This window comes from Pseudocoprococcus catus (assembly GCF_019734885.1).
In the GTDB taxonomy this organism is placed as follows: domain Bacteria; phylum Bacillota; class Clostridia; order Lachnospirales; family Lachnospiraceae; genus Coprococcus_A; species Coprococcus_A catus.
The window spans coordinates 128,586-154,829 of the sequence record NZ_JAAXCM010000023.1 but is presented as its reverse complement, the minus strand read 5'-3'; the positions used below and the strand labels follow the sequence as shown (position 1 = coordinate 154,829).

30 protein-coding genes are annotated in these 26,244 nt (G+C 35.4%); 29 read left to right on the top strand and 1 reads right to left on the bottom strand.

The window, feature by feature from the left end; translation table 11 throughout:
- The first annotated feature begins 10 nt into the window (after positions 1-10).
- The 24 genes from HED67_RS06215 (at position 11) to tnpA (ending at position 21,448) form a co-directional block, all read left to right on the top strand.
- The gene (locus HED67_RS06215) at positions 11-769 is read left to right on the top strand and encodes an SPL family radical SAM protein (RefSeq protein WP_242831195.1); all 759 of its coding nucleotides are present in this window, start codon (positions 11-13) and stop codon (positions 767-769) included.
- Positions 770-839: 70 nt separating this feature from the next.
- Positions 840-1,553 carry a class B sortase gene (locus tag HED67_RS06210; RefSeq protein WP_049946823.1) on the top strand — a complete coding sequence of 238 codons (714 nt, stop codon included), beginning with the start codon at positions 840-842 and terminating at the stop codon, positions 1,551-1,553.
- A gap of 52 nt (positions 1,554-1,605) precedes the next feature.
- Positions 1,606-1,785: a hypothetical protein gene (locus tag HED67_RS06205; protein WP_021739102.1), complete on the top strand. Its 180-nt coding sequence runs from the start codon at positions 1,606-1,608 to the stop codon at positions 1,783-1,785.
- A gap of 236 nt (positions 1,786-2,021) precedes the next feature.
- Positions 2,022-4,418, top strand: coding sequence for a hypothetical protein (locus HED67_RS06200; protein WP_021739103.1), 2,397 nt, complete (start codon positions 2,022-2,024; stop codon positions 4,416-4,418).
- Between the two features lie 55 nt (positions 4,419-4,473).
- Positions 4,474-4,776, top strand: a complete 303-nt coding sequence (locus HED67_RS06195) for a WXG100 family type VII secretion target (protein WP_004612715.1) — start codon at positions 4,474-4,476, stop codon at positions 4,774-4,776.
- Between the two features lie 58 nt (positions 4,777-4,834).
- Positions 4,835-5,290, top strand: coding sequence for a type VII secretion EssA family protein (locus HED67_RS06190; protein WP_021739104.1), 456 nt, complete (start codon positions 4,835-4,837; stop codon positions 5,288-5,290).
- Entirely contained in the window at positions 5,259-5,495 is a 237-nt protein-coding gene (locus tag HED67_RS06185) for a hypothetical protein (protein ID WP_021739105.1), read from the top strand. Before HED67_RS06190 ends, HED67_RS06185 begins: the two co-directional genes overlap by 32 nt.
- Positions 5,496-5,523: 28 nt before the next feature.
- Positions 5,524-5,808, top strand: coding sequence for a TIGR04197 family type VII secretion effector (locus HED67_RS06180; RefSeq protein WP_021739106.1), 285 nt, complete (start codon positions 5,524-5,526; stop codon positions 5,806-5,808).
- Between the two features lies 1 nt (position 5,809).
- On the top strand, positions 5,810-6,109 hold the full coding sequence (locus HED67_RS06175) for a hypothetical protein (protein ID WP_044963412.1): 300 nt from the start codon (positions 5,810-5,812) through the stop codon (positions 6,107-6,109).
- A 4-nt stretch (positions 6,110-6,113) separates the two neighbouring features.
- A complete protein-coding gene (locus tag HED67_RS06170) occupies positions 6,114-7,535 on the top strand; it encodes a hypothetical protein (protein WP_021739107.1) in 1,422 nt (473 codons plus the stop codon).
- Positions 7,536-7,549: 14 nt separating this feature from the next.
- Positions 7,550-8,092 carry a hypothetical protein gene (locus tag HED67_RS06165; RefSeq protein WP_022250354.1) on the top strand — a complete coding sequence of 181 codons (543 nt, stop codon included), beginning with the start codon at positions 7,550-7,552 and terminating at the stop codon, positions 8,090-8,092.
- A 26-nt stretch (positions 8,093-8,118) separates the two neighbouring features.
- The gene (locus HED67_RS06160; protein WP_021739109.1) at positions 8,119-8,415 is read left to right on the top strand and encodes a DUF4176 domain-containing protein; all 297 of its coding nucleotides are present in this window, start codon (positions 8,119-8,121) and stop codon (positions 8,413-8,415) included.
- Positions 8,416-8,444: 29 nt separating this feature from the next.
- Positions 8,445-9,596, top strand: coding sequence for a type VII secretion protein EssB/YukC (locus tag HED67_RS06155; protein WP_021739110.1), 1,152 nt, complete (start codon positions 8,445-8,447; stop codon positions 9,594-9,596).
- Positions 9,593-13,759 (top strand): type VII secretion protein EssC, encoded by a 4,167-nt coding sequence (gene essC / locus HED67_RS06150; RefSeq protein ID WP_021739111.1) that lies wholly within the window; start codon positions 9,593-9,595, stop codon positions 13,757-13,759. The genes HED67_RS06155 and essC overlap by 4 nt, the downstream gene beginning before the upstream one ends.
- Positions 13,760-13,769: 10 nt before the next feature.
- A complete protein-coding gene (locus HED67_RS06145; RefSeq protein WP_044963414.1) occupies positions 13,770-14,204 on the top strand; it encodes a DUF5082 domain-containing protein in 435 nt (144 codons plus the stop codon).
- Between the two features lie 54 nt (positions 14,205-14,258).
- Positions 14,259-15,095 carry a DUF5037 domain-containing protein gene (locus HED67_RS06140; protein WP_226972154.1) on the top strand — a complete coding sequence of 279 codons (837 nt, stop codon included), beginning with the start codon at positions 14,259-14,261 and terminating at the stop codon, positions 15,093-15,095.
- Positions 15,096-15,111: 16 nt separating this feature from the next.
- The gene (locus tag HED67_RS06135) at positions 15,112-16,521 is read left to right on the top strand and encodes an Mbeg1-like protein (protein WP_021739114.1); all 1,410 of its coding nucleotides are present in this window, start codon (positions 15,112-15,114) and stop codon (positions 16,519-16,521) included.
- A gap of 15 nt (positions 16,522-16,536) precedes the next feature.
- Positions 16,537-17,097 (top strand): T7SS effector LXG polymorphic toxin, encoded by a 561-nt coding sequence (locus HED67_RS06130; RefSeq protein WP_022250348.1) that lies wholly within the window; start codon positions 16,537-16,539, stop codon positions 17,095-17,097.
- A 46-nt stretch (positions 17,098-17,143) separates the two neighbouring features.
- Complete coding sequence (locus HED67_RS06125; RefSeq protein WP_022250347.1) at positions 17,144-17,440, top strand: DUF4176 domain-containing protein; 297 nt, start codon at positions 17,144-17,146, stop codon at positions 17,438-17,440.
- Positions 17,441-17,473: 33 nt separating this feature from the next.
- A complete protein-coding gene (locus HED67_RS06120; protein WP_021739116.1) occupies positions 17,474-17,899 on the top strand; it encodes a DUF5082 domain-containing protein in 426 nt (141 codons plus the stop codon).
- A 16-nt stretch (positions 17,900-17,915) separates the two neighbouring features.
- The gene (locus tag HED67_RS06115; protein ID WP_004612655.1) at positions 17,916-18,170 is read left to right on the top strand and encodes a hypothetical protein; all 255 of its coding nucleotides are present in this window, start codon (positions 17,916-17,918) and stop codon (positions 18,168-18,170) included.
- Between the two features lie 59 nt (positions 18,171-18,229).
- Complete coding sequence (locus tag HED67_RS06110; protein WP_021739117.1) at positions 18,230-20,062, top strand: DNA/RNA non-specific endonuclease; 1,833 nt, start codon at positions 18,230-18,232, stop codon at positions 20,060-20,062.
- 13 nt (positions 20,063-20,075) lie between these two features.
- Complete coding sequence (locus tag HED67_RS06105; protein WP_044963416.1) at positions 20,076-20,528, top strand: hypothetical protein; 453 nt, start codon at positions 20,076-20,078, stop codon at positions 20,526-20,528.
- A gap of 506 nt (positions 20,529-21,034) precedes the next feature.
- Complete coding sequence (tnpA, locus tag HED67_RS06100) at positions 21,035-21,448, top strand: IS66 family insertion sequence element accessory protein TnpA (protein WP_173867549.1); 414 nt, start codon at positions 21,035-21,037, stop codon at positions 21,446-21,448.
- A 126-nt stretch (positions 21,449-21,574) separates the two neighbouring features.
- On the opposite strand, the gene HED67_RS06095 is transcribed toward tnpA, so the two are convergent.
- Entirely contained in the window at positions 21,575-22,063 is a 489-nt protein-coding gene (locus tag HED67_RS06095) for a tyrosine-type recombinase/integrase (RefSeq protein WP_226972159.1), read from the bottom strand.
- Between HED67_RS06095 and HED67_RS06090 the strand changes: the two genes are divergently transcribed.
- The 5 genes from HED67_RS06090 to HED67_RS06070 all read left to right on the top strand — a co-directional run.
- The gene (locus HED67_RS06090) at positions 22,054-22,899 is read left to right on the top strand and encodes a tyrosine-type recombinase/integrase (RefSeq protein ID WP_049946824.1); all 846 of its coding nucleotides are present in this window, start codon (positions 22,054-22,056) and stop codon (positions 22,897-22,899) included. The two genes, HED67_RS06095 and HED67_RS06090, sit on opposite strands and share 10 nt — an antisense overlap.
- Complete coding sequence (locus HED67_RS17520) at positions 22,832-22,993, top strand: transposase domain-containing protein (protein ID WP_226972153.1); 162 nt, start codon at positions 22,832-22,834, stop codon at positions 22,991-22,993. Before HED67_RS06090 ends, HED67_RS17520 begins: the two co-directional genes overlap by 68 nt.
- Before the next feature lie 397 nt (positions 22,994-23,390).
- Positions 23,391-24,068, top strand: a complete 678-nt coding sequence (locus HED67_RS06080) for a response regulator transcription factor (RefSeq protein ID WP_021739122.1) — start codon at positions 23,391-23,393, stop codon at positions 24,066-24,068.
- Positions 24,052-25,455, top strand: a complete 1,404-nt coding sequence (locus HED67_RS06075; protein ID WP_021739123.1) for a sensor histidine kinase — start codon at positions 24,052-24,054, stop codon at positions 25,453-25,455. The genes HED67_RS06080 and HED67_RS06075 overlap by 17 nt, the downstream gene beginning before the upstream one ends.
- Positions 25,456-25,655: 200 nt before the next feature.
- On the top strand, positions 25,656-26,244 hold a 589-nt coding region (locus tag HED67_RS06070; protein WP_221717782.1), incomplete at its 3' end, for a radical SAM protein.

The following is a 26,244-nucleotide window of genomic DNA, read 5'->3' as shown; positions in this document are numbered from 1 at the left end:
TCCGACCAGATTGGATACTTATGGCTGTGGCTGTATGCATAATTGTTCCTACTGCTATGCACGCAGCCTTTTGGATTTCCGCGGACTTTGGAATGCAGAAAATCCAAGAGTGGCAGATATCCAGAAAATCCGGAGAAAATTGGAAAAGGTGCCACCGGGAACCATGTTAAGACTTGGAGGCATGACAGATTGCTTTCAGCCGCTGGAAAGTCAGGAACAGATTACCTATCAAACCATAGAACAGTTAAATGAATATGGTATTGGGTATCTGATTGTGACAAAATCCCATCTGGCAGGAGAGGAACGATACCGGAAACTTTATGATCCGAAGCTGGCACATATCCAGATCACCATTACCTGTTTTGATGATAAAAAGGCTCTTGCCTATGAAAAGGCAAGTAGTCCGTCAAAGCGGTTAAGGGCATTGTTAAAATTACAGGAAGAGGGCTTTGATGTCACATTACGATTAAGCCCTCTGATTGAGGAGTATTTGGATTTTGATTACTTAAATAGGCTGCCGGTAGACAAAGTTTTGGTAGAATTTCTTCGGGTGAATGGATGGATTAAAAAGTGGTTTCCGGACTTGGATTACCAGAAATATGTTCTGCGTCAGAGTGGGTACTGGCATTTACCATTGGAAGAAAAAATCAGGATATTGGAAAAAATTCATCTTCCGTTGACGGTCTGTGAAGATGTCACAGAACATTATGAATATTGGAAACAGCATATCAATCCAAACCCACTGGATTGCTGTAATTTAAGAAAATAAGGGGCATAAGTGCAGGCGGTAGCATATCAGTTTTGGTATGCTGCCGCTTTTTTACGTTGGAGGTAAGCAGATGAAAAAAGAATACTTTTTACTTGGGATATTAAGCGTGATCTTGCTGGCAGCAGGAGTCTGGATTTATCAGATTATTAGTGAATATCAAAAAGCAGAACGGGAATATGAACAGTTACAAGAATATGTAAAAGTAGAGAAGAATACAAGGGATCCGGAAAATACGAAACCAAATGTTGCAGAAGATGATAAGGAAGGAGAAAAGCAGGAAGAAACTGTAACGGTCGATTTTGCAGCTTTACAGGAAATCAATCCAGATGTTGTAGCATGGATCAGAATTCCAGGGGTACTGGAATATCCAGTGGTAAGAGGGGGAGACAATTCCTATTATTTGAACCATACGGTGCAAAAAACTTACAATATTGCGGGCAGTATTTTTTTAGATTACCGGAATGAACGGGACTTTTCAGATAGTAAGAATATTATCTATGGCCATAATATGAAAGATGGAAGTATGTTTCATGTATTGAGAAATTATCAGGATATTGATTTTTTCCAGAAGCACACGGATATGGAGGTTTATTTACCGGATGGAAGAACTTTGAACTATCAGATTACAACTTGTGAACAGGTGTCGGCAGATAGTGAGATTTATCAGATAGAAAGAGGATATGTTGAGGATAATAAGGGAAATGAAATCATATTGTCTACCTGTAGTGCAAAAGCAAATGTCAGAATTATTATAAAAGCATATTTGAAAGAAAAAACATCATGAAGATACCAGAAACAAGATATTAAAAAAGCAGATTGGAAAAGGAGGATACTAGGTGTATTTAATTGAAATTGATACAAGAAAATTTGATTTTCAAGGAATATCACATGAAGAATATCTGGAGTTTTTTGGATATCGAGGCATTAAAAAAATAAGTAGTTGTATTTACGCAGTAACAAAAACAGGACTGACTTTACCAACAATTAGAATTATTTCGGATAATTATAAAGATTAAAACGATGAATCAAAATAGACAGGATGTGAGCAGAACCATTTTATCACTAAGTTTTTTTGATGATGTGCAGTTTTCTAGAAAAGTAAATGAATTCCTTCCTTTATTGTGAAAAAAATATCCATTCTGTCAAAAAAATATTGTGAGAAATGGAAGATTATGGTAAAATGGGCTAAATAAAAAATGCATTAAAAGCATTTGAAATGTAATTCCAAAGATAAGGAGGGGAATGATTTGTAATGAAATATAAAAAAGTCGTTGCAGTTCTGCTTGCTGTTGGATGTATCGGGCTTGTAGGAACTTTGGGATATTTCCTTGGACAAACAAATCAAAAAGGACCTGATGTAAAACAAGTAGTTGCCCCAGTTGCTGAAAGAGAAAACACGAAACAGGAGTCAAGAAAAATTGCGGTAGTCAATCTGGATGAGGGGACAACATCAGCAGAGGAAAAAATAAATTATGCAGATAAGATTGTTCAATTTCCCAGCTCTTCGTTTGAATATTCATCATTAGAGGAAGCAAGAACAGGATTAACAAACGGAAAATATGGTGCTTACATAATCATACCAGCCGGATTTTCACAAAATGTTGTTAGTCTTAATACAACACCACAAGCAGCTCAACTTGAATATGCTTTAAATAAAAATCTTTCAGGAGAGTCTCAGTATCATTTGTTATATGATGTGATGAGTTTTGGAAATTCTTTGAATGACAGTTTGAGCTATATGTATTTGAACAATATTCTTTCTGAGTTCCATAAGGCTCAAGATGGTGCTGCTACAGTTATGAATAATGATTTAAAAGATAAAGATGCCATTGAGAGTATACAGTCGCATGATTTGGTACAATTAGTTGAGATTCCGGAATTAAAAAGAGAAGAAAATACAACAGAACCATTAAATGTAGAAGAATATGTAGAGAAAAATACGGCTTTAGCAACTGATCTTGATTCACAGTACAAAAAGTGTGTAGAAGAGGCACAATCACAACTGCAGAATATGCAGACGGAAGGAGGAAGTCTTTCAGAACAGCTTACATCCTTGGCTGAATATACAAAACAGCTAGATGTATTTAAAGATGAAGAGGGAAATTCTGTAGTCGATACTGCAAATAATAAACTGGACGAAGTTTTGAATAAAAAACCAGGAAATACAGTTGGAAACATGCTTGAAGATTTGAAACGGCAGCCGGATATTATAGCAGGTGAATTAGGAAAATCGATAGAGACTTATAATCAGGGATTACCAAATCAGCTGACTGACCGCTTAGCTGAGTTTGCAAAGAAAATTGAAGCAGCAAATCCGGGATTGATTTTAGAGGAAAAAAGTGAAGGGGTTTTTGAATTACATTACGCTACTTCGGATTCACCAAAATTATCTATAACCCTTGCAGATGTTCCCGACTCCGAAGAAAATCAAAAGGCAGATACGACAAAACAGTTATGGAGTGCTATTACCAGTAAACTTGCAGCGGCAGCAAATGAGCAGGAAACTATTGAAATTATAGAGAAAGATCCTGATTTGGGTATAGAAATTCCGAAAGTATATACAACTGCAAAATCGGTGCAGACAGCACTTGCGGAATGTGAGCAAGATCCGAATATGATAGCTATGTGTAATAGTCTTGGGTATTCTTCTATAAGTGCTTTTGTGAGTGACGCAGGAAATGGAAGTTTGGCGCTTGACAAAACTCATGAAATTGTGTTTGATGGTGATTTGAATGCTTTTCAGCAGTACATTAATTCCGTGATTGAAAATGTACCGCGAGAGGTGACTGCATTGCAGGAATATAAAGATTATCGATATGATGAAGCAGGGAATATGATTATTGATCCAGGGACAAATCAACCTACTACAATTCAAGAGAGACTGGAGCATTATGGAAAGCAGGTGAAAGCCTTTGAAACAGAACTTGGGAATGAGCAGACAACAAATGGGCAGGAAATAAAAAATGTATTCCAGGATTTTTATGTAGATCCAATGCAGAAGAACCAAGAAAACTTCAATGGTATCCTGCAACAAAAATATGAGGCTGAATCAGTCTATATCCACGAGTTTAATGAAAAGCTGAAGTCATTTGCACCATCTGTACAAGATGAATATATTGCAGAAAATGTAAATGGAATAAAACAGAATAACGGACTGCTTCAGAAGAGTTTGATAGAAAATAATATGTCTTATGTGGATTATGCAAATAAAGTCTATACTACAACAGAAGAAAATATCAATACTCTTCAGAAAGGTATTCAGGATGCAAAAGACGCCTCAAATCAAGCGGTGGAAGACGGCTTGAGTGCAGCAAAAAATACCAAGACAACCACCAGTAAAGAAAATCAAAATATATTAGCTGACTTTTCAGCAAAGCTTCCATATACAAGATTGGGAAGTATGGAATATACACAGGCTTATCAATTTATCGCTAAGCCAGTAGCTTTAAATGATGTTTCAAAAGAAAAGGAAAAGATAGTGGGCGGAGAAGAAGTAAAAGAATCTTCGGCAAAAGCAGTTTCTGCGAATACAGAAAAGGAAAGTAATATAACATCGTATTTCATTTATATTGTTTTTGCAGTACTTTTAACAGCACTTATTATATTCTTGATTTTGAGATACTTTAGAAATAAAAAACCAGAGCAATAAGCTGTTTGGCAGCATTGCATATAAAAAAAGGAGAAGCATTCAAAGGAGGTACATTATGGCAGATGTAAACAACATTAAATTAAGCCCGGAACAGATGGAGGCAAAGGCAGCAGAATTTAATACCAGATGTGAGGAGTTCAACCAAGTGGTTTCTACGATGAGAAACATGGTAACATCCTTATGTGATGAATGGGCCGGTCACAGCAGCCAGGCATTTTATGACCAGTTCCAATCTTTAGAACCAAGTTTTACAGCTACATCAGATCTTATCACATCAATTGCACAGCAGTTACGTGATGTATCCGCAGCAATGCAGAGCATCGACCAGGAAATCGCAGGGAAAATTGGAGCGATGTAGTAGCAGAGAGCCGTCGGGATTTTCCCGACGGCTTTTTGAAAATATGAGGAACGTATGTATGGGAAAAATGGATGACACAGGAAAAGCACTTGAAAAAAATATTAATAGCAACATTGAGTTCGATACCTCTGTATTACAGGAAAAGAATGAAACCTATTCTTCCTTAACGGATACTTATGGAATAGATTTGTTTACAGATCAATATGAAGAGAAAATTGAAAAGGTGCATTTAAAAGAATATGATGCCTATCAGAAAATAGAAAAAAAGTTGTTTGAAACAGATTTAGAAAGTGGAAAAGATGAATACGAAAGAATACAGGATCAACTGTTTTTATATACAGGTTCAGAAGTAAAGAAAGAAGAAATTGAGAAAGAGGATAATGCGTTGGGCGTAAATATTGCCATAACAGGTATTATGCTCATACTTTTCTTTTTTATTTTCTTCCTGGTTTTTGACAAAAGAAGGAAAAGGAGACGTGAAGATGCAATTAACAATTACACTTACGAGTACTAAATATCAAATCAACAAAGATATTATGGTCAATTCTGAACAAAAGATTTGTGAAACCTTACAGATTTTAAAGGAAGCAGGTCAAATAAATATAGCTGTTGGTGATGAAGACAAATTAAGATCTATGCGTACAGGAATGTTTGTGTCGAAAGAATTTACTTATGAAGAAGCTGGGATATTCTATGGTGATATATTGCAAATATTATAAAATAAGAAATGGAAAGGGGAAATAGAATATGAGTAATATACAAAGCAATACGCAGGTTGCTTCAAGCAGTTCAGATACAATTTCAGCAAATGCAAATAGTTTACAGGAGAAAGAAATATCAAAAGATACAGAGTCAAATATTACTGCCAAAGGAAATTCTATTACGGCATATGAAACAAGCCAGACTCAAAAATCAGCTTATAGATATGCGTTAGAGCAAGATGCACAACATATAAAAACTTTAGGTAAGACATTTGAGCAAGTGGATCAGAGTATTGCTAATATATTAACTGCTGGTTTATTAGGTGATTAATATGGAAGATAATGAAAAAAGACAGTTACAGGATAAAATTGACGACTATAAAAAAGCGATAAGAACATTAGAAGAAAGTAAAGATGAAATCAATTATCAGGATAAAATAATAGAAAATATTTTTTCAGATATGTTTCTTCAATTTAAGCATGATACAGAATTTTGCAAGAGTATCTCTAAGCTTCAACAATCGGTATGGGAGGCAAAGACATTTAAAGATTCAAAATTTTCAGAAATAGAAAGTGATTTGAAAAGTAATCTGAAAAAACTAGAGAAAGAGCAGGAAAACGAGGAGTGGTAAAAGTATGGGATTAAAACTTTATCCAGGTTCTATAAAAGGACAGGCAGATAGTATTATTCAAAATCTGGAATTTGATAACAAAGATTTATTATCTGCATTGCAAACAATTTCACAATTTGTACAGAATACAGAACTTAAAGGAGCAGCCTGGGATAGCATGAAATACCAGTTAGGAAATCACGAAGCTGTTATTCAAGGCCTTATTTGTGCGAATGAGTCTGTAATTCAAGAACATGAAAATCTGAAAAGTACAGTTGGAGATGAAAATCTTGATGAGGAAGAATTAATAGCAAAAAGAGACGCTCTTATATCCACGAATACATTTTTAGAAAAAAATATTAGTTTAATGCAAAGCAATATGCAAAACGATGTAATGAAGATAAAGTATGGTTTTTGGTATCAAGAAATGATTTTTCAATATCAAATTTCTATTAATCAAAATCAAACGCTTATTGAAGAGTTGAATGAAAAAATACAGAAATTATATGATATAGAAAATACTACGGCCTCGTTGTTTTCAGAAAGCATTACTTTATATGATACTGTGAATGAAGGAATTGTGGCTATACAAAAAGGTTGGAATGGAACTGGTTTTTCTGTTTCATTAGACACTCCAGAATGGAAAAAAACTGTTCAATTACGATGGAATGATAGAACAAAAAAACTAGAAAAGGAAATGGAAGAATATGTTAAAAAATTAAAAAAGAAAGTTCCGAATATAACTTTAAAAGAGTGGTCAGAACTATATGAATTGTATCAAAAAAATCCAAATGCTGAAATACCAGCTGATTTATTAAAAGAAATGCTGAAAAATATTGGACAAATACCAAATGAAATTAAGGATAATATGCAAATGGATATAATATCAAAAGTTTTTGAATCAGGTGGTAAATCTGTAGTAAAATTGGGGGAAATATTTTTGTCTACAGGAATTCAGGGACCTGCAACAGAAAATAGTTTTGTTATATTAAGTAATTCATTTGCTCAACAAAGTGGAAAGTTAATTAATACAGGTACAAAATTACACTCTTTTGGAAAAGTCGGAATGCCTATTATAGGCGCAGCTATAGATTTTAGCGGTCAACTTATTTCAGGAGAAGAAGTTGGTGATGCAACGGTAAAAGCTGCTGGACACTTGGGCGTTGGTTTGATTGCCGGGGAATTGGGCACTATGGCAGGAACAGCTGCAGCAGCAACATTGGCAGTAGGACCTATCGGTGTTGCTGCTATTGGAATTGCAGCAGGTGCAGCAATCGCAGTATTTGGTAGTAGAGTTTTTGACCATGCGTATGAGAATAATTGGCTTGGGATAAAAGATATAGGGAAAGAAATAAATGAAGCGGTTGATGATGTAAAGAAAGGATTATCAAATGTAGGAAAAGCAGTATCTGGATTTTTTGATGGATTAGGTAATGCTTTTGCGTGATGGAGGATTTAAGAATGATGCTTTTATATTTTAATTCAGAAAAAGGGATGAATTATTATTATTCAAATGAAACACAACAGATTTATGCTATGAAAAATAAAGGAAGTGGTGGGCTGCAAGTGGGATTAGTTGCGGGTGCATCTATGATTATTTATTTTGTTTTAAATAAAATTGATGTCCAAATAAAAACGAATGTTAATATTTTATATTGGACAACATTGATACTGGGAATTATTGCTGGACAGATTTTGTTTTATCTAGGTAAAAAAAGATTGGACAGATTAATAAAAGAAACGGCAGTTGAATATACTTGCTCGAAACTTGAAATTGAACAATTCGTCAAAGAAGGGAAAAAACAGCTTGGAAGTAATACATGTTTAGTTATAATATTGTTAATAATTTGTTTTGCATATAGACCTTTAATGATGATTATTAGTCCGTATAGTGCAGTCGTAACAGTTTGTCATTTTATTATATGGACTCTAACAATCTTGTTGTTAGAAAGTTATCTATATACGAAGCCTATTGCTCGATATAAATATTATAAAAATATATAATATACTTATTGAAAAGGAGAAGAATTATGAATGTATTGCCACTTGGAAGTGTTATAAGATTAAAAGATGGAGAACAGAAAATTATGATTATATCAAGAGTTCCTTTATATAATAATGAAGGAACCATAGGTTATTTTGACTATGCAGGGTGCTTGTATCCGCAAGGACAAAATAGTCAGATGACATATTTTTTTAACCATGAAGATATAGAAGAAATCTATTTTACAGGGTATGTAGATGAAATGGAAAAAGAATTTTTGAAACAATATGAGTTACAAAAAGATAAAATAAAGTATCCAAAATTAAAAATTAAAGCAGATTAGAATTATTTTACTTGAAGGTGAGGAAGGTTATGGAAGATACAGTAATAAAAGAAGTTATTAAAAAATCAGAAGTTATAGCAAAAGATGCATTTGAATATCAATGGATCACCTATCCGGAACATGGATTTTTACAGTCGCATATAGAGGAAAAGAGCGAAGAATTAGAAATTACATATGATTTAGAAAACCGAAGACCGTTCATGGAGATTCGAAAAGAAGACCTTCCTGATATCCTTTTAGTTTTAGATGATATTGGAAATCTTAAAAAATACATAGAAAAATATTCTTTTTCTTTGCAGCCCCAAAATCTGTTTTATGATCTTCATGGAAGTGTGAAAGCGAAAAGCAGAGATGTTTTGTCTGCAAGTACAGACCGAGAGAAACAGTTCTTAAATGCCTATAAAGCAATTATTGGATATGCTTTACAGAATAAATATACATTTGAGGATTATCTGCAGGGAGGTATGCAGCTTTTAGGGAAAGAAGGGGTGTTAGGACAAGTACAGTCAGGAACCACGGTAGAAGACATACAAAAGATACTTTGTGAAGAGTATGAACGAATTAAGAAAGACCGTAGAGAGAAGAAAGTTCTGATACCAAAAAACAAGGTGACAACATTAAAAGTAACAGCAGCAGTTCTCGGGTTCGTATTGTTTGGGACAGTTGGATACATAGGATATGACCGCATAGCAAAAGAACCTTATCAAAGAGCCGTTATAGAGCTTAGTGATGCATATGTTCAGTCTGATTATGTTACATGTATAGACTGTATGAGAAATGTCAAGGTGCAGAACATGACAGCCCCACAGAAATTTATGCTTGCGAATGCATATGTCCGTAGCGAAAATCTTACACAAGAGCAAAAAGATAATATTTTAGCTAAAATGACATTGAATGATACAGAGTCGAAATTAGATTACTGGATTTATCTGGGAAGAAGCGATACAGAACAGGCTGCTGATATTGCACTACGACTTTCAGATGATCAATTACTTTTATATGCATATATGAAAGAAAAAGCAATAACAGAAGAAAATACAGAATTAACAGGTGCAGAAAAATCCGATAAGCTGAATGAAATTACAAAGAAAATGGAACCCCTGATGGAAAAATATGAAACGGAAGATCAAAATAACTATGAAGATATAACTACAGGGGATACTGAGGGGGATGGAGAATGAAAATGGAAACAGGAAGAATAAGATTATTTCGTCCCGATTACTTTACTATAGGTTCAAGGAAAACAGATATCGTTTTTCCACAGTGTAAGGTCGATATTATTGTAAAAGGAAAAGAAATTTCTATTCATAAAAAAACGGAAGATGTTTTGCTTATAAATGATAAGGTGATACAGCAAGACAAGGTGTTACTGGAAAATGGAGATGTTTTAACAATTGGAGATATTTCTGTTATTTTGTTGGAAAATGTAATTCTTATAGAAGGGAATATTTCTGAAATACATACGCAACTTCCTGTTATGAAAGATTCCAGAGTCCCGTTTGAAGGCTTTCCGAAGTATAAACGTTCTCCAAGAATTATCAAAAGAGTACAGGAAGAAAAAATTCAATTAGAGAAGCCAAAAGAATTGATGGATCGTAAAAAAGGCGGACTTGTTCAGCTAATATTGCCACCTGTGATTATGATTTGCATTACCATTGCAATTAGTGTGATTATGAAGCGTGGATTATTTGTAGTGATGGCGGTTGCCGGTACGGGGATGTCTTTAGTTGTTTCCATTATGCGTTTTTTCAGTGATAAGAAAGAATTAAAAGAAAACAAAATTCTGAGAGAAAAAACCTATAAGCAGTATCTATTGCGGAAACGAAAAGAAATCTATCATGCCTATTGTAAAGAAAAAGAAGCCTATGAATATAATTATCCGTCTGTATCTGAAATCCGGAATATGATTGAAGAATACAGCCCTAGAATTTATGAGCGAAATTATAATGACGAAGATTTTCTAAAAGTATCATTGGGAGTAGAAAAAACACATCCACAGCTTCAAATTCAGCTGAAACTTGATGAATTAAAAACGAAACCAGATATATTGGAAGATGAGGCAAAAGCGATTCAAAAAGAATTTTCTGTCATTGAAAAACCGGTAGTTATCGATTTGAAAAAGGCTCATCTTGGCCTGGTAGGAGAAAAAAGTGTAATACATGAGCAAATAAAGGCACTCATTTGCCAGCTCACGTTCTTTCACAGTTATCATGATTTGGAAATTATTGCAATCTATGATGAAGCTTATCAGGAAGATTTCCAGTGGATGCGCTGGTATCCGCATTTTAAAATCCATACGGTAAACAGCGTTGCAATGATCAATTCAGAAAACAAAAGAGATCAGATTTTAGGAAGTCTATATCAGATTTTAAAAGACAGGAAGCAAAAAGAAGAGGAAAGCAAAAAAGAGAGTACTTTTCTACCACACTTTCTCTTTCTGATTGATGAGCCAAAATGGATTATGGATCATTCCATCATGGAGTATTTGGAAAAGGAAGGGTATAATTTAGGATTTTCTATCATTTATACCTCTCATTTAAGGGCAAATCTGCCAGAAAATATAGGAACTATTGCAATGCTGAAAAACTCAGAAGATGGACTTCTGCTGATTGATGAACGGGAAGAAAAGCAGGAAAAGTTCAGGCTTCATAATATGCAGGAAATTCCTTTAGAGTGGCTTGGAAGAAATCTGGGTGTGCTAGAACACATGCAGGGGATTAGTGCACAGATACCGAACAGTATTACTTTCTTCCAAATGTATCAGGTGGAACGACCATCACAACTTCGGATTGAAGAAAGATGGAGAAAAAATAATTCTTCAAAATCATTGGCAGTACCGCTTGGTGCAAGAGCAGCCGGAGATTATGTGTATTTGAATCTTCATGAGAAAGCTCATGGACCGCATGGTCTGGTTGCAGGTACAACAGGTTCCGGAAAATCAGAAATCTTACAATCGTATATTCTTTCACTTGCTGTAAATTTCAATCCTTATGAGGTTGCCTTCCTTTTGATTGACTATAAGGGAGGCGGTATGTCTAAGATGTTTACAGCCCTTCCACATTTATTGGGGACGATTACGAACTTGGATGGTTCCCAGAGTATGCGTGCGTTGGCATCTATCAAAAGTGAACTAGCAAGAAGACAAAGTATCTTTAATCAATATGATGTGAACCATATCAATAACTATAATAAGTTATTTAAAAATGGAGAGGCAGAAGAACCTCTTCCACATTTATTCCTGATCAGTGATGAATTCGCTGAATTAAAAAAGGAACAGCCGGAATTCATGTCAGAGCTGGTATCTGCTGCCCGTATTGGACGAAGCCTTGGTGTACACTTGATTTTGGCAACTCAGAAACCTACAGGTGTAGTAGATGATCAGATTTGGTCAAACTCAAAATTTAAGTTGGCACTTAAAGTACAGAACGAAGCAGACAGTAAAGAAATTTTAAAAACGGCAGATGCAGCAAACATTACGCTGCCTGGACGTGCCTATCTGCAAGTGGGTAATAATGAAATCTATGAATTGTTCCAATCTGCGTGGAGTGGAGCTGCTTATAATGAAGAAGAACAGAAAGAAAAAGTCGATGACCGGGTTTATGTACTCAATGAAATCGGACAAGGGGAATTGGTAAATCAAGATTTAAGTGATACGAAAGAAAACAACAAAGTAGTAAAAACGCAGTTGGACGCAGTAGTACGCTATATTCACGAGTATTATGAAACACAAGATGTAAAAGAGGTGAAAAAACCTTGGCTTCCACCACTACCGGAACAACTTGTAAGCCCACAGGAACTGATTCGTGCAACCCCAAAAGAATTGAACATGAAAATTGCTATGGGACTCATTGATATTCCGGAAAAACAGGAACAGATTCCATATGATGTTGATTTTATCAAAGATGGGAATTTGCTGTATATTGCTTCAGCAGGATATGGGAAAACCGTCTTTTTGACAACTGCGGTTTTGTCCTTGGCTATGCAGAATAGCGTGCAGGATTTGAATTTTTATATTTTGGATTTCGGAAACAGTGGTCTGATGCCATTAAACAAACTTTCTCATGTGGCAGATTATATTGTATTTGATGACTCGGAAAGATTCCAGAAGTTAATGGGGATTTTGCAGAAAGAAATCAGAGAGAGAAAGAAAAAACTGGCAGATGAAGTAGTACAGAATTTTGAAGTTTACAATCAGGTTTCTGCAGAGAAAATGAAAGCAATTGTTCTTGTGATTGACAATTTTGATGTAGTAAAAGAACTTGGATATGAGGCTGAAGAATTTTTCCAAAAGATTTCCCGTGATGGTTATGGACTTGGGATTTTTGTGATTGCAACTGCTACCAGAAGCAATGGCATGAAATATTCTACCTACAACAATTTTAAAAACAAAGTGGCGGGATATCTGTTTGATGAGTCAGATGTAAATTTAATTGTTGGAAGAAGCACTTATAAACAATCAGAAACAAAAGGACGAGCTCTTTTGAAATATGACAATATGATAAGTGTAATGCAGCTTTACAGCATGGTCAAGTTTGAAACAGAATTGGAATATAAGGATAAAATTAAAGAATTGATACAGAATATTGATGCTCTGTATCCAGGTGAACAAGCTCCAAGAATTCCGGTTCTTCCAGAAAACTTGTTCTTTGCAGATATGAAAGAATATCCTCATACAGAGCAGGATATTTATGTTGGACTCGAAAAAGAAGCTGTGTGTGCCTGCGGATTCCAGCTTGGAAATACACCATTTACGATTCTTGGTGAAGCAGCAAGAGGTAAGACAAACGTATTGAAGGTCATTCTCGATCAGATGCTAGGAAAAGGAAAAATCTATCTGGTAGATTCCAAAGCTATGGAACTTTATTCCTATAAAACATCAGAAAAAGTTGTTTATATAGAAAATCAGGCAATGGTGCCACTGCTCATAGATGCACTCAAGGCAGAGATCACAGAAAGAAATCAAAAAGTCAAGGAATCATTAGAAATGGATCCGACGTTAAATCCAAAGGAAATCTGCCGGGAATTGCAGCCGTTTAGCTTGATTGTAGACGATTGGGATAATTTTGTGGAATTGACCAAAACACAGGCGATAACTTTGGCTCCTATTCTGAATGAGGCAGCAGGTGTTGGTATCAGTATCATTTTGACTGCACATTCCGGAAAGATGAAAGGATTTGACGAAGTGACGAAATTTGCGAAAAACACAACAGAAGGTTTACTTCTTGGAAATCAGGGAACAACAACAATGTTCCCGATTAATTCAGCCAAGGAACTTCCACAGTTTAAAGATGGTTTATTGTTCCATAATGGAGCTTATGTTAAAGTGCGGGTTCCAAAATATTAGGGAGAATTTTATGGATAAGGATAAAAATGGGGTAGAAATTGCTGAATGTAAGCAAAGAATATCAAAATGTAATGCGCAAATAGCAGATAACAGAATAACTATCGAAAGTTTAGAAGAAAAAATTGAAAGACTTAAAAGTGTAAGGGATGCAGTAAGTGCAAAAAAGGAAGAAATAGGTACGACAATCAGTAACATGGCGGGAACTATTGAATCTATGAATTATTTTACATGGTGTGGAAGCAATAGAGAGTCTTTTGATGGGGAAGTAATAAAAGTATTGGAAGATTGTGATGCTTTCAAACAGGATGTAGATAGCTTACAAGATGCATTGAATGATGAAATTACACAATTGGAGAACAAACGATATGAGCATGAAGGCATCATTGGACAATTGAAGATGGTACTTAATGATTTGGATAATTGGCTTACAAAACTACTAAATTAGCAAAAGCCGTGTAACTATTCATTAGAAAAGTGCCACAGATAGGAGGGAATCGGTTTGAAAAGAGGAGGATATAAATCAGCACTATTAGTGAGTCTTTTCTTAATCATGATGTTGGGAGGATGTGGAATGGATACGAAAAAAGAAGTTATAACAAAAGCGATAGAGAGTCATTTACAGGAAAAATACGGAGAAGAATTTGAAGTACTGTCTTGGAATCAACCTAAACTGTTACCATCAGATAATGGAGCAATTTATGCAACATGTATTGCAAAAAGTGATCCAAAACATCCATTTGAAGGAAGCTATTTTTATACAGAAGATTTTGGACTAGAAGTAGGCCCTCTTGGAGATGGGTATGTGGAACGTCTGTTAGCAAAGCAGATGGAGAAAAAAACAGAAAAAGTGATTTCACAAGTGGCGAAAAGATACTATATCCAAGGACGTATCTGGTCACAAGAAGATGAGTGGGAAAAATGGCAAAATATGCCTGTAGAAGAAGTCTCCAATTGGGAAAACTACGTTAATCTACGTAATTATGCAGGTAATCCGGATGAAAGAACCTTGGGGGCTATACGTATTTATATAGATGCTACGACAATGATGGATAAGACCGATGAAGAGGAGTATAAAATGTACGAGGAATTGTTTCGAGAGAAGCTGGGTGGGGAAGCACTACTTTATATTTATTACCTAGACAAAAAGAACTTTCGGCAGGCAGAAAAAGTATTGGAGACAAGTGCACCTAGAAATGGAGGAAGTCGTTTAGACAAAGCTATTGAAGAGCAGCCTTATTTTGGAACGATTATGCGGAGTGGTTCAAAGGTATTTGATGATTCTTTAGAGGTGTTCAAAGCAGCAAAACAGGGAAAAGAGCAGGAAAAATATAAATAAAAGGAAGGCGTTGTATATGGGTTCGACAACAGATAAAGATGCACTTGTGGCTTCACAGATAGCATATATGAATATTGAAAATGATGATATAAAGGACGCGGTAGATAGATACGGTTCAGCAACGTTGGAAAATATTTTTAGAGTGTCACCTAGTATAAAAAAACAATATATTAATCGAGTATATGGAAATAAAGATCCCAAAACGACAAAATTGAGTGAATACGAGCAGATGCGTTTCGAGGAAGCAAAGGCATTTATAGAGGAGATAAAAAATTCAGAATATGCACAGTGGGAGATCGTGGAAGTAAAAGATGATAATGCAAATTCGGGATTTTATGGATGTATGATTGATTGTGGAGAAGGTCAGTCGATATTCGGTTTCCGAGGAAGTGAAAGTGACACTACGCATCAGCTACGTCAAGACTGGATCAATGCAGATATCGCTTTATTCAATAATATTTTAACGGAACAGCAGAAAGCAGCACAGAACTTTGTGAAAGATATGAATAAAAAATATGGGGATAATTATACAACATTTGATTTTTCGGGGCATTCTCTAGGTGGAAATCTGTCACAGCATGCTGGAATTACAGTGCCTGCAAACATGCAGAACAAAGTGGGAACGATTTACAATTTGGACGGACCAGGATACTCCGATGAATATCTTTTGTCACATGCTTTAGAAATTGATAATATGGCTTCCCATGTGAAACACTATCAATGGTCTTTTATCGGAAATTTACTTAATCAAATGCCAGATGAAATGTTCCAATCTATACGAACAGACGATAGGGTTTATGAAATATATGATTTGGAAAAATTGACAGATGGCGCTCTGTTTCAAAAACATGATACCGGTTTTGTCTGGCGCTGGATGATGGAACACGATACAGAATTTTTCCAAAATGGTAAGATGGATGACTTTGCAAAAACGGTTGGTGTAGTCATAAGAAAAATAGAAAATGAAGCCCCTGGAGTAGTACGGAATTTGGCTGTAGATGGAATCTTCTTAATAAATCTTTTTCTTTTGGCAAAAGAATCCGAAAATACAAAGGAATTTGGAAAGAAAGTATGCAAGTACTTTATAGATACATTTCAAAATGGCGTCCATATAGGAATGGAAATTTGGGATTCCATTGAAAGAGGAATTTCTAAATGGGCGGCAGCAGGTGTGGATTTTATTGCACTATTTAAAAATCCATATTTTAGACAAGTAAATGATTTCAAAAAGAAAGCGGGGAGGATTACAAGTACTTATGGGCATTTGGATATGGAAAGTAAACTTATATCTCTTAACAATATGACAGAAACATATCAGAACCTGGATCATTTGATGAAAATGTATAAAACATTTCTTATAGCAAGTGCAGACTCTTATAGAGAAGCGGGAAAACTTATGCTTCTTAAAGAAAAAGATATATTATAAGAGAGGGGGAAGAATGTGGGATATTATCTTAGAATGGAAGAAATTTTAAGCTTACAGCTTAAATCGCAGGAACAAATTGAGCGTTGGAAAGAAGAGCTACAAGAGGTTGGAAAAACTCTGGAAGTTTTAGGAGATACAAACGAATTGCAAGGTGAAGCTGGTACAAAATTAAAAGATAACATAAAAAATATTCATATGCCAATAAAAACAGAGATAGAAGCTCTTCTAGATCTATTCCAAGAAAATTATTCTAAATACGTACTAGGATTTATGGAACTTGAGGAGTCAAATACAGCAATTATTAAACAAGATGTGTTAGAAAGACAGCAGAAACAATTAAACTTATATAAAGAAAGTTATACTGACATTTATGAGAATATCGTAGATGAACTTAGTAAAGTAGATGATTTATTCAGTTATTCCATCGAGTTTCAAGTTCCAGAGAAAATTGATACACTTATGGTTACATTGACAGACATTAACGAAAAAATTGGAGAATATGATGTGTCACATGCGAATGATATGAGTTTACTTGATGAAGGAATAACTTTAATGCGAATGAAATTTTCTAAATAATTAAGAAACGTTCTGTTTTATTTTAAATATGAGAGGTATGAATGCAATGAAAGAAGAAAAGTTTTTACCATTAGGTTCTGTAATTATTGTAAAAGGAAGTGTAAAAAAGCTTGTTTTGATTGGAAGAGGTGTTGTAGCAATTTTCAAGGGAGAGCAAAAATATTTTGATTATGTTGCTTGTACTTATCCAGAAGGCTTGATTGGAGAAAACGTGTTATATCTAAACCACGAGGATATTGAAGAAGTAATTCAAAAAGGGTTTCAAGATGAAGATGATTTCAGAATGCAAAAAAGTTTAAAAGAACATTTGGATGGATTATTAAAAATAGAAAATGAGTCATAAAACTTTTGCTTTCTGGACAGGGAGGTGTGATTCATGGCAAATAAAAATCAAGCTGCTATTTCATCTGCAAAATATGAAATTAATCAAGCAAACTATAGGATTTCAGAGTGTCAAAATGAAATTCAGGGATTAGAAAAGAAAATTGAGCGTTTGGAAGGTGCAAAACAGAAACTGCAGACTTATAAACTCAATATAGAGTCGGAGAAATTTGACATTACGCAAAAACTTTCATGTAGCAGTTGGAAAGGATCTAATAAAGAAGAGTATGAAGGAATTGCTGAGGAACAGCTTAAACCTTGTTATCAAACATATTATGATGAAACTGATCAAGCCGTAGATGCGATTATGGATGAAATCACAAGATTGGAAAATCAGATTTATGATCAAGAAGGAGTGATTGGCTGGCTAAAAAGTCAGATTAACTCTTTGGGAAATTATATTGAAACATTGCTTAATTAGGTAAGGGGGACTGTCAATGATTGAATTAAATAAATTAACTTATAATTCGAATGTGTCAGCGTTATCTGTAGCCAGCCAAGGTATTAAAAAAAGTAAAGAACAACCGGAAATTACAGGAAATATGAAATCTTTAGCAGCATTTTTAGAAACCTATCAGACTTTATCAGAACTGTTTGGAAGTTATAAAACTTTATTGCAGGAAGATGTGGGAAAACTACAAGATGTCAGTACCTGTATGACTTATGCAGAACAATCCTTAATAAAACGATAGACATTTAGCGGTTGGAACATATAGAATTTGAAAAGAAGCACCCAAGGAGGAGGTGTGTTATGGGATACCATGTGAAAATTGAAGAGTTGTTGGAAGTACAAAATCAGATGATTAGCCAGTTGAGTGAATGGGGAACACAATTAGAGACGGTTTATCAGGCATTAGAAACGATTGTAGTAACACCATGCATCCAAGGGGAAACCGGGAAAAGCATACAGAATTATATACAAGAAGTACATATTCCTGTGATTGGATCACTACAGCAACTCTTAACTGAGTTTCAGGTACGTCTTTCGGTATATGCAGAGGGATATTATGGAATTGATTCTTCTTATGAGGCTGAGATTCCACAAGAAATATTGGAGGAACAACAGAAAGCATTGGAGAATGGACGGGAAGACTTTGAAAATTTAAGGGAAGAAATCAATAGCGTCATTTCCAATGTTAGTGACATTGTTTCAGTTGTCCAACCTTCAGGTTTATCTTTAGTACTTTCTTATCAGTTGATGGAAAGTCGTGTTAAAACTTTAAACAGTGATATTGGTGATTATGAGGAAACGCATCAAAATGACACACAGAATATGGACTCCATGATGGAGTCTATAAGGTCTATTCTGATAGCAAGAACAGGAAGCTCTGCTGTATCAGTAACTAATTATCAGGCTGGTTCTATTGCAATGCTGCCGGCATATCAAAGGCTGCAGATGGGCTATGAAGAAAGTGGAAATTTTGTAGCTCAGAACATGGCTCAGTACGAAGAGGCAATGAAAAAGTTTGAAGATAAAATGAACGATAAACTTGCTGATGATAGGAAAGCAGAAGGATTGAAACAGCTTCTTGCAGGCATCGTATCCGCAACAGTGGGAACAGCATTGATTTTCGCAACAGCGGGTGCGGCTGCCCCTATTGTGCTTGGAGGGGCTATTGTAGGAGGAACATCTACCTTATATGGATTATCGAACGCAACAGAAGGAATGAATAATATATCCCTTGGCTTTTCCGGGGACGGATTTACAATGGCAGAAAACCCTATCCGTGATACACTGTTTGCAGGAAATCCGGATTTATATTATACTATAGGAAATGCCAGTACTATGATTTCGGCAATGGCATTACCGATGAGTGGTATTTTAAAAGGGGCAACAGGTGCTGCAAAATTTAAAACTATCGCCGTAGATGGTGGAAGGATATTGATTGGCAATGTGGCAGAAGATAAAGCTTATGATGCAATCTATCAAAGTACAGACAGCCGTATATTGGCAATGCTGGGAAGTAATGTGGTAGAAGGAGTCCTGTCAGGAAACCTAGCAAATAGTTCAGTATCGGAAATTGGAGATGTGGCGAGAAAGGTGGATATTGAAGAACTGGGAGATAGTATCACAATAAATTCTAATCAAGGTAGATTAGATGTATTGAAGAGTAATGTTCAAACTAGTCAGAAAATTTTTACAGAGATACCATTTGATAAAACTGGAAAATTAAAGTCTAGTATTAAATATCAGACAGGTGAATTCAACTATAACTATGAAACAGATGAATTGGGTAGGATATCTAATTGGAATACTGAAAACTTACAATTAACACAACGTGAAAAGAGATTAAACCATGTAGCAAAAACTCCTGGGAAATTAAAAGGAGATCATGCGGGACACTTGGCTGGAGATCGCTTTGGCGGTTCTCCCAAGTTAGATAATATGGTTTCTCAGTCTCAACATGTCAATTTAAGCGATTATCGAAAAATTGAAAATATATGGGCACAGGCAATAAAACAGGGAAAGGAAGTTGCTGTTAACGTTGAAGTTAGATATGATAAAAATGGTTTACGCCCAACGGAATTTATTGTAGAATATATAATTGATGGAGATGCTACTATTCAGAATATTTTTAATTAGATTGGAGGATATCATGGAAAAAATATTTGAGGATTATTTTTCAGAACTTCAAGCAGATATGGTTTCTATTTGCTTAGAATACGTAGAAGATAGAGCCGAAAAAGTATATATATATTGTTCTTTTGAAAATAATATACTGTCAAGTGGCTTTTTTTATAAGGTAAATGGGCAAGTAGTGAAAAAGAATAGACTAAATGATGTGATAAATGGCAACGAAGAAGAGTATGATGTGTCAGTAGATAGACAGAGAGCTACAATAGCTATTATTAATGACGATATTAAATCATTAATAACATTATGTCAGAAATATAAAAAAAAGATGCCAACACAAATTAAACTTACTTATGATGTGTTAAAGAATAGATTAAATGCAGATTATTGTTATGAAACAGTGTTTAGCAATGATAAAGATAAGACAGCATATGATATTTTAGAAGAATGGTATAATTCTGAAAAAAACATATAAACAATATAGACTTTTATTCCTTAAAAAATCCCACTAATTTTCTGCGTATTTTTTCATAAGTTGGTAAATACCGATATATTCCCTATTTTAGGGGCTTTATCGGTATTTTCTTTTTAGAGAAGATATCTTGCATAAAGCTGGATTTACCAGCATGAAAATACAACAAAAAGTAGTAAATAAATAGTAGGCGCCTAATTGGTTCTTTACATGTTTAGGTAAATTTAACGTGAAAGAGTTCTCTAAATAATACTTATTGGAAGAACAACAGCAAGTATTGAAGAATGGAAGGGAGGACTTTGAGAACTTATGGGAAGAAATCAACAATGTCATTTTCAGCGTTAGTGGCATTGGTTCAGTTGTAAGCGCAAAATAATTCGACGGATTGTGTTGCCCTAAAAATGAATCCATAATAATCATTAGAAAATGCAAGCATTTCACTTCATCTTCTCTTGCTAGAAATGATAGATGCGAGCATTTTACTCTATCCGATTTATGGAGGTGTGCTTATGAGAAGCAAAAGAATACCTGCCGAAGAACAATACCGTCTCATCATGGAATGCCGTCAAAGTGGATTGACAGATCATCAATGGTGTGTGGAACACGACATTAAACCGGGAACTTTTTACAACTGGGTAAAAAGGCTGCGTCAGAAAGGTTGTGTGGATTTGCCAGCGTCAACCGCACGCAGCTATCGTGCACCGGAAAGCCAGGAAGTTGTCAGAGTGGATTTTCATGATACTGACCCGCTCCCATATGAACAGCCATTAAATGTGATTCCGGTAGCTACGGAAAGAAATAACCTTTCCGTAGCAGAGCCAATGAAGCTGTCTGTAGGAAGTTTTCATCTAACAATACCAAATGGAACAGATCCTCAGCTTCTGGCTCAAACGCTTCGCATTGTGAAGGAGTTGGAATGTTAGGGGATATCACAGCCGCCGATGAAATCTATATCGTAACAGGCTTATAAACATGAAATTTTTATCCTCATCTTTTTACCAAAAGCTTTATTTTAGGCATTCTTATAACAAAAGATGAGGATAAAAAAGTTATCTCAGCCCACAGATGCGAGCAAGTTCATCCTCATTTTCTTCCCATTCCGGAGTCTCGTCTGGAATTGTAGAATTAGCAGTATTCATTGCTTCTCCAAGCATTTCAATGGATGGAGTCGCATAAATCCTGGTTGTTTCAGTAGATGAATGTCCAAGAATTACAGATATCATCTCCAGTTCAACCCCGTTTCGGTATAAACCAGTTGCCCTGGTACGCCGGAACATATGGCAATGCAGATGTTTCGGGAGATTTGGGTGTTCTGGTCTGATCGCATCCGCATACTTATTGATGATTCTTGAGACATTTCCAGGGGACATCGGAGCAATACTTCCTTTGATTTTCGTATAGAATAAGGGCTGATCAGGAAGCATTTCCGGATGAAACTGTCTTAAATACTTTTTTAAATGAGATACTGTTGCATCTGTAATGGATACGGAACGTTCCTTATCGCCTTTCTTCTGGAAGGAGGGGCTGTATGATGTCAGGACACTATAGTTTCACCAGCTGTTTTGCACCATTTATCGAAAGCATGATCACAGAAAAAAGAAACGCAGGCTTCCAGTATGAGCATGCAGAATGGATTCTTCACAAATTTGATGAATTCTGTAATCAGGAACAGGTTGAAACTCCTGTGATAACTCAGGAACTGGCGGGAAAATGGGGGACTCTGCGTAAAACAGAAACAAAAGTTACTCTTGCAGGAAGGATCTCCGTTCTCCGACAGTTAAGTCTGTACATGCAGGCATATGGAATTAAGTGCTATGTCCCGAGAAACTTCACCCGTAAAAGCAACCGTAGCGCATATGTTTTAAGCATTGAAGAAATACAGTCCTTGTTTCTGGAGATTGACAGTTACCAGCCAACCATAAATGCCGAGGTCTTTCATAGGCTGGCTCTGGAATACAGGATCCTGTTTCGCATGCTTTTCTGCTGTGGACTCAGGGTATCAGAAGCCAGAAAACTGCGACTGGACACGGTCGACCTGGAAAATGGTGTACTAAAAATCTATCAGTCAAAAGGCAGCAATGACCGTCTTGTCTATCTGCCGGACGATCTGCGACAGTTATGCTGTGAGTATCTAAAGATCATGACAGTTAAATATAAAATAAAATCGGAATGGTTCTTTCCTGCATCCGATCCAGCAAAAGTACTGCAGGTTGCTTCCGTCGGGAAACGTTTCCACCGGGCATGGGAGCAAACACCTTATGCCAGAGAAGGGGCTCTCCAGCCAACAGTGCAATACGACGGTAGAGATGGCCACGGCAAATGGAGTAAATGTCTATCACTATTTAACCTATCTTCTGGAAAAGCTGCCAGATGATAGTATGAGTGACAATGAATTAGATCAACTTGCTCCATGGAATGAAAAGGTAAAAGCTGAGATAGAGCGTCGAGCAGAAAACTCAAATCAATAATAAATCATATGTGAATTGTCAAGGTATTCCGTTTACTGAAAAGTAGCCGGATATTTTTCTATCAACGGCTGAAATTTAAGCGCTTACAGATTTTAAGTAAGAGTAATGTACTGTACAAGAAAGCCGGTGAAACGCCTTGAATTGATATTGAGAATATTACGGGGTGGCGGAATAATCAGATATTGGATCCATAGGCTTTGTAAATGCTATAATAAAAGATTCTATTCTATGTATTTAATATGTTCTATATAGAATGGAAAAAATGAAAAGGATGTACAGATGAAATATAATAGTGTATTGACAGAAAAAATAAGTTCTTGTTATTCTAAATATTATTGAAACTACACACAAATTACAAAATAAGATGATAAAATGAAATTATTTAGGAGATGACAGTATGCAGAAAATTTTGATTGTGGAAGATGATTTAGATATACAAGAAATGATACAATTTTTTTTGGAAGACCAAAACTATCAAGTATGTGTTGCTGATGATGGTGTAGAGGGGGTGGCGATTTTCAATAAAGAACATCCGGATATGGTACTTTTGGATATTATGTTGCCTAAGATGGACGGATATGCCGTTTGTGAAATCATCAGGCAAAGTTCAAATGTGCCAATTATTATGATTAGTGCATTAAGCAGTGAAACAGATCAGATTAAAGGATTTGAATTACAAATAGATGATTATATTCCAAAGCCAATTTCGTTACCGCTGATGATTAAAAAAATAGAAGCTGTATTTAGAAGATATAATAAAAAAGAGGAAACAGAAAATAATCAGATGTGGTATCGTGAAATCTGTCTTATTATTGGTAATTATCGGGTAATTATAAATGGAGAAAGTATTGATCTGACACAAAAGGAGTATGAAATATTAAAGGAGCTAATGGAGCATCCTGGAGCTGTGATCTCAAGAGAGAGCTTCCTGAATCGATTGTGGAAATATGAATTTTATGGTGATGAACGTGCTGTAGATAATCATATTAAAAATTTAAGAAAGAAATTAGGCAGTCTGGGAAATTATATTGAAACAGTAAGAGGAGTGGGATATCGCCTTGAGAAAGTACATTAAAGAACACTTAACTGTCAAGGTATTTTTAGTAACTATAATGCTATTATTGACATTGAGTGCGGCAATCTACGGAATGGTCACATTTGGCATGTCGAACTTTTATTTAACAGAATTAAATAAAAGTCTTGAGAAAGAATTAGACACTACGATTTCACAAATAAAGGATATGACTAATGATGAAACTCAGAAGATATTGGAACGGTTTGCGATAGAGTATGGAGTCTCTATCATTGTGAAAAATCAAGAAGGAGAGGAGATAGGAAATTATGGAGAGATATCTTATTTTTTAGCTCCAGATGCAGATAGTTCAAAAGCACAAAATAGCAAGGGCATTACAAAAAATTATATCGTGAAATCTAATGAAGGCACGATTTATAAACTTCAGATATTTGGAACGAAAGAGTCTGTAAATATAGGGTTAAAAGTGTTAAACCGAATTTTGCCAGTTCTCGGAGTAATTACTTTTGCTGTATCTATTTTAATTGCTATTTTTTTCGCTCAATATATCACTCGACCAATTTTAAAGGTGAATGAAGCATCTAAAAGAATGGTGAAATTAGATTTTCGTAGACCGTATCCCGAAACACGAAGCGATGAGATTGGTATTTTGGGAGAAAATTTGAATCGATTGGCGGAACATTTGGAAGAGACATTACAAGAGTTAAAAGAAAAAAATAAAATATTGCAAGATGAAATCCAAAGAGAGCAGGAAATGGAACAGAAGCAATTGTCATTTTTTGCAGCAGTTTCGCATGAATTGAAAACCCCAGTTACTATATTAAAAGGGCAAATTCAAGGGATGATTTCAGGAATTGGTGGATATAAAGATAGGGATAAATATCTGAAAAGATCATACGAAGTAGTCTTTGCAATGGAAGGACTGATTCAGGAGATACTTGATGTTTCGCGTATAAAGTCAGCTGGATTCTTAGTCAATTTTTCTAATGTATCCTTGGATAACATTGTAAGAAATTGTATACAAGAATGGGAAGATGTTGCGACAGATAGAGGGGTGACTTTCCACATAGAAATAGAAGAGCACACAGATATTCATGCGGACAGAGTTCTTTTTCAGAAAGTAATTGGCAATTTAATTAGCAATGCGGTAAAGTATACGCCGGATAATGGAAATATTTGGTGTAAGGTGTATAAAAAAGGAGGAGATGTAATATTTTCCGTTGAGAATAATGCTGAGCATATTTCGGAACAGGAAATTCCAAAATTATTTGATGCATTTTATAGACGAGAAAAATCTAGAAATAGAAAGGCTGGAGGAAGTGGTTTAGGTCTCTATATTGTAAAAATGATTGTAGAGTTACATCACTATGAGTGTGAATTAAAAAATACTGATCAAGGTATAGAAGTGAAAATAATATGTAAAGACTAGAAAAACATCCGTTTGTTGTGATTACAGGCGGATGTTCTTTTTTTGAATAAATGTAGGAGATGCTATCTACACAAAAAACATACAATAAAAACAAAGAAATCATAAAAAAACAATTTAAACTATGTATTACAAAGAACAACAGAAAAAGGTATGAAGTGGATAGACATATGATAGAAAATGTTTTTGAAAGGAGAAGAAAAATGAACGAACACCTGAAAAAGATCAAAGGGACCATTGATGTAGAGAGAGGATACAGTCTGGGGACTGTTTTCACTACCAGAAACAAACAGTATATGTATGATACAGGAACCGGAAAAGTGTTTGAGTGCGGGGCAAATGAATACCAGATATTAAAAAGCCTGTTTGAACAGACAAGCCTTCCGGAGAAGGTGGAAGGATTTTCTGAAGAAGAACTGGAGGCTGCATACAGAAATATCTGGGAGATGATAGAAACAGAGCATATCCTGCAGATTTCACCGGATTTAAAGTTTGTAAAGGAAACAGACGAAACATTAAGGGATTTGCTACGGTATGATCTGCAGCAGGTTATCCTGGAGCTGACAGAACAGTGTAATATGAGATGCCGGTATTGTATTTATAATGAACATAATGAAGGATACCGGAATTTTTCGCCAAAAGCTATGACCTGGGAAGTGGCCAAACGTGCTGTGGAGTATGCAAGGGATAACAGCGGAGATAAAGTGGCAGTATCCTTTTATGGCGGAGAACCGCTGGTGCAGTTTGAACTGATGAAAAAGACAATAGATTACAGCCGACAGATCATAAAAG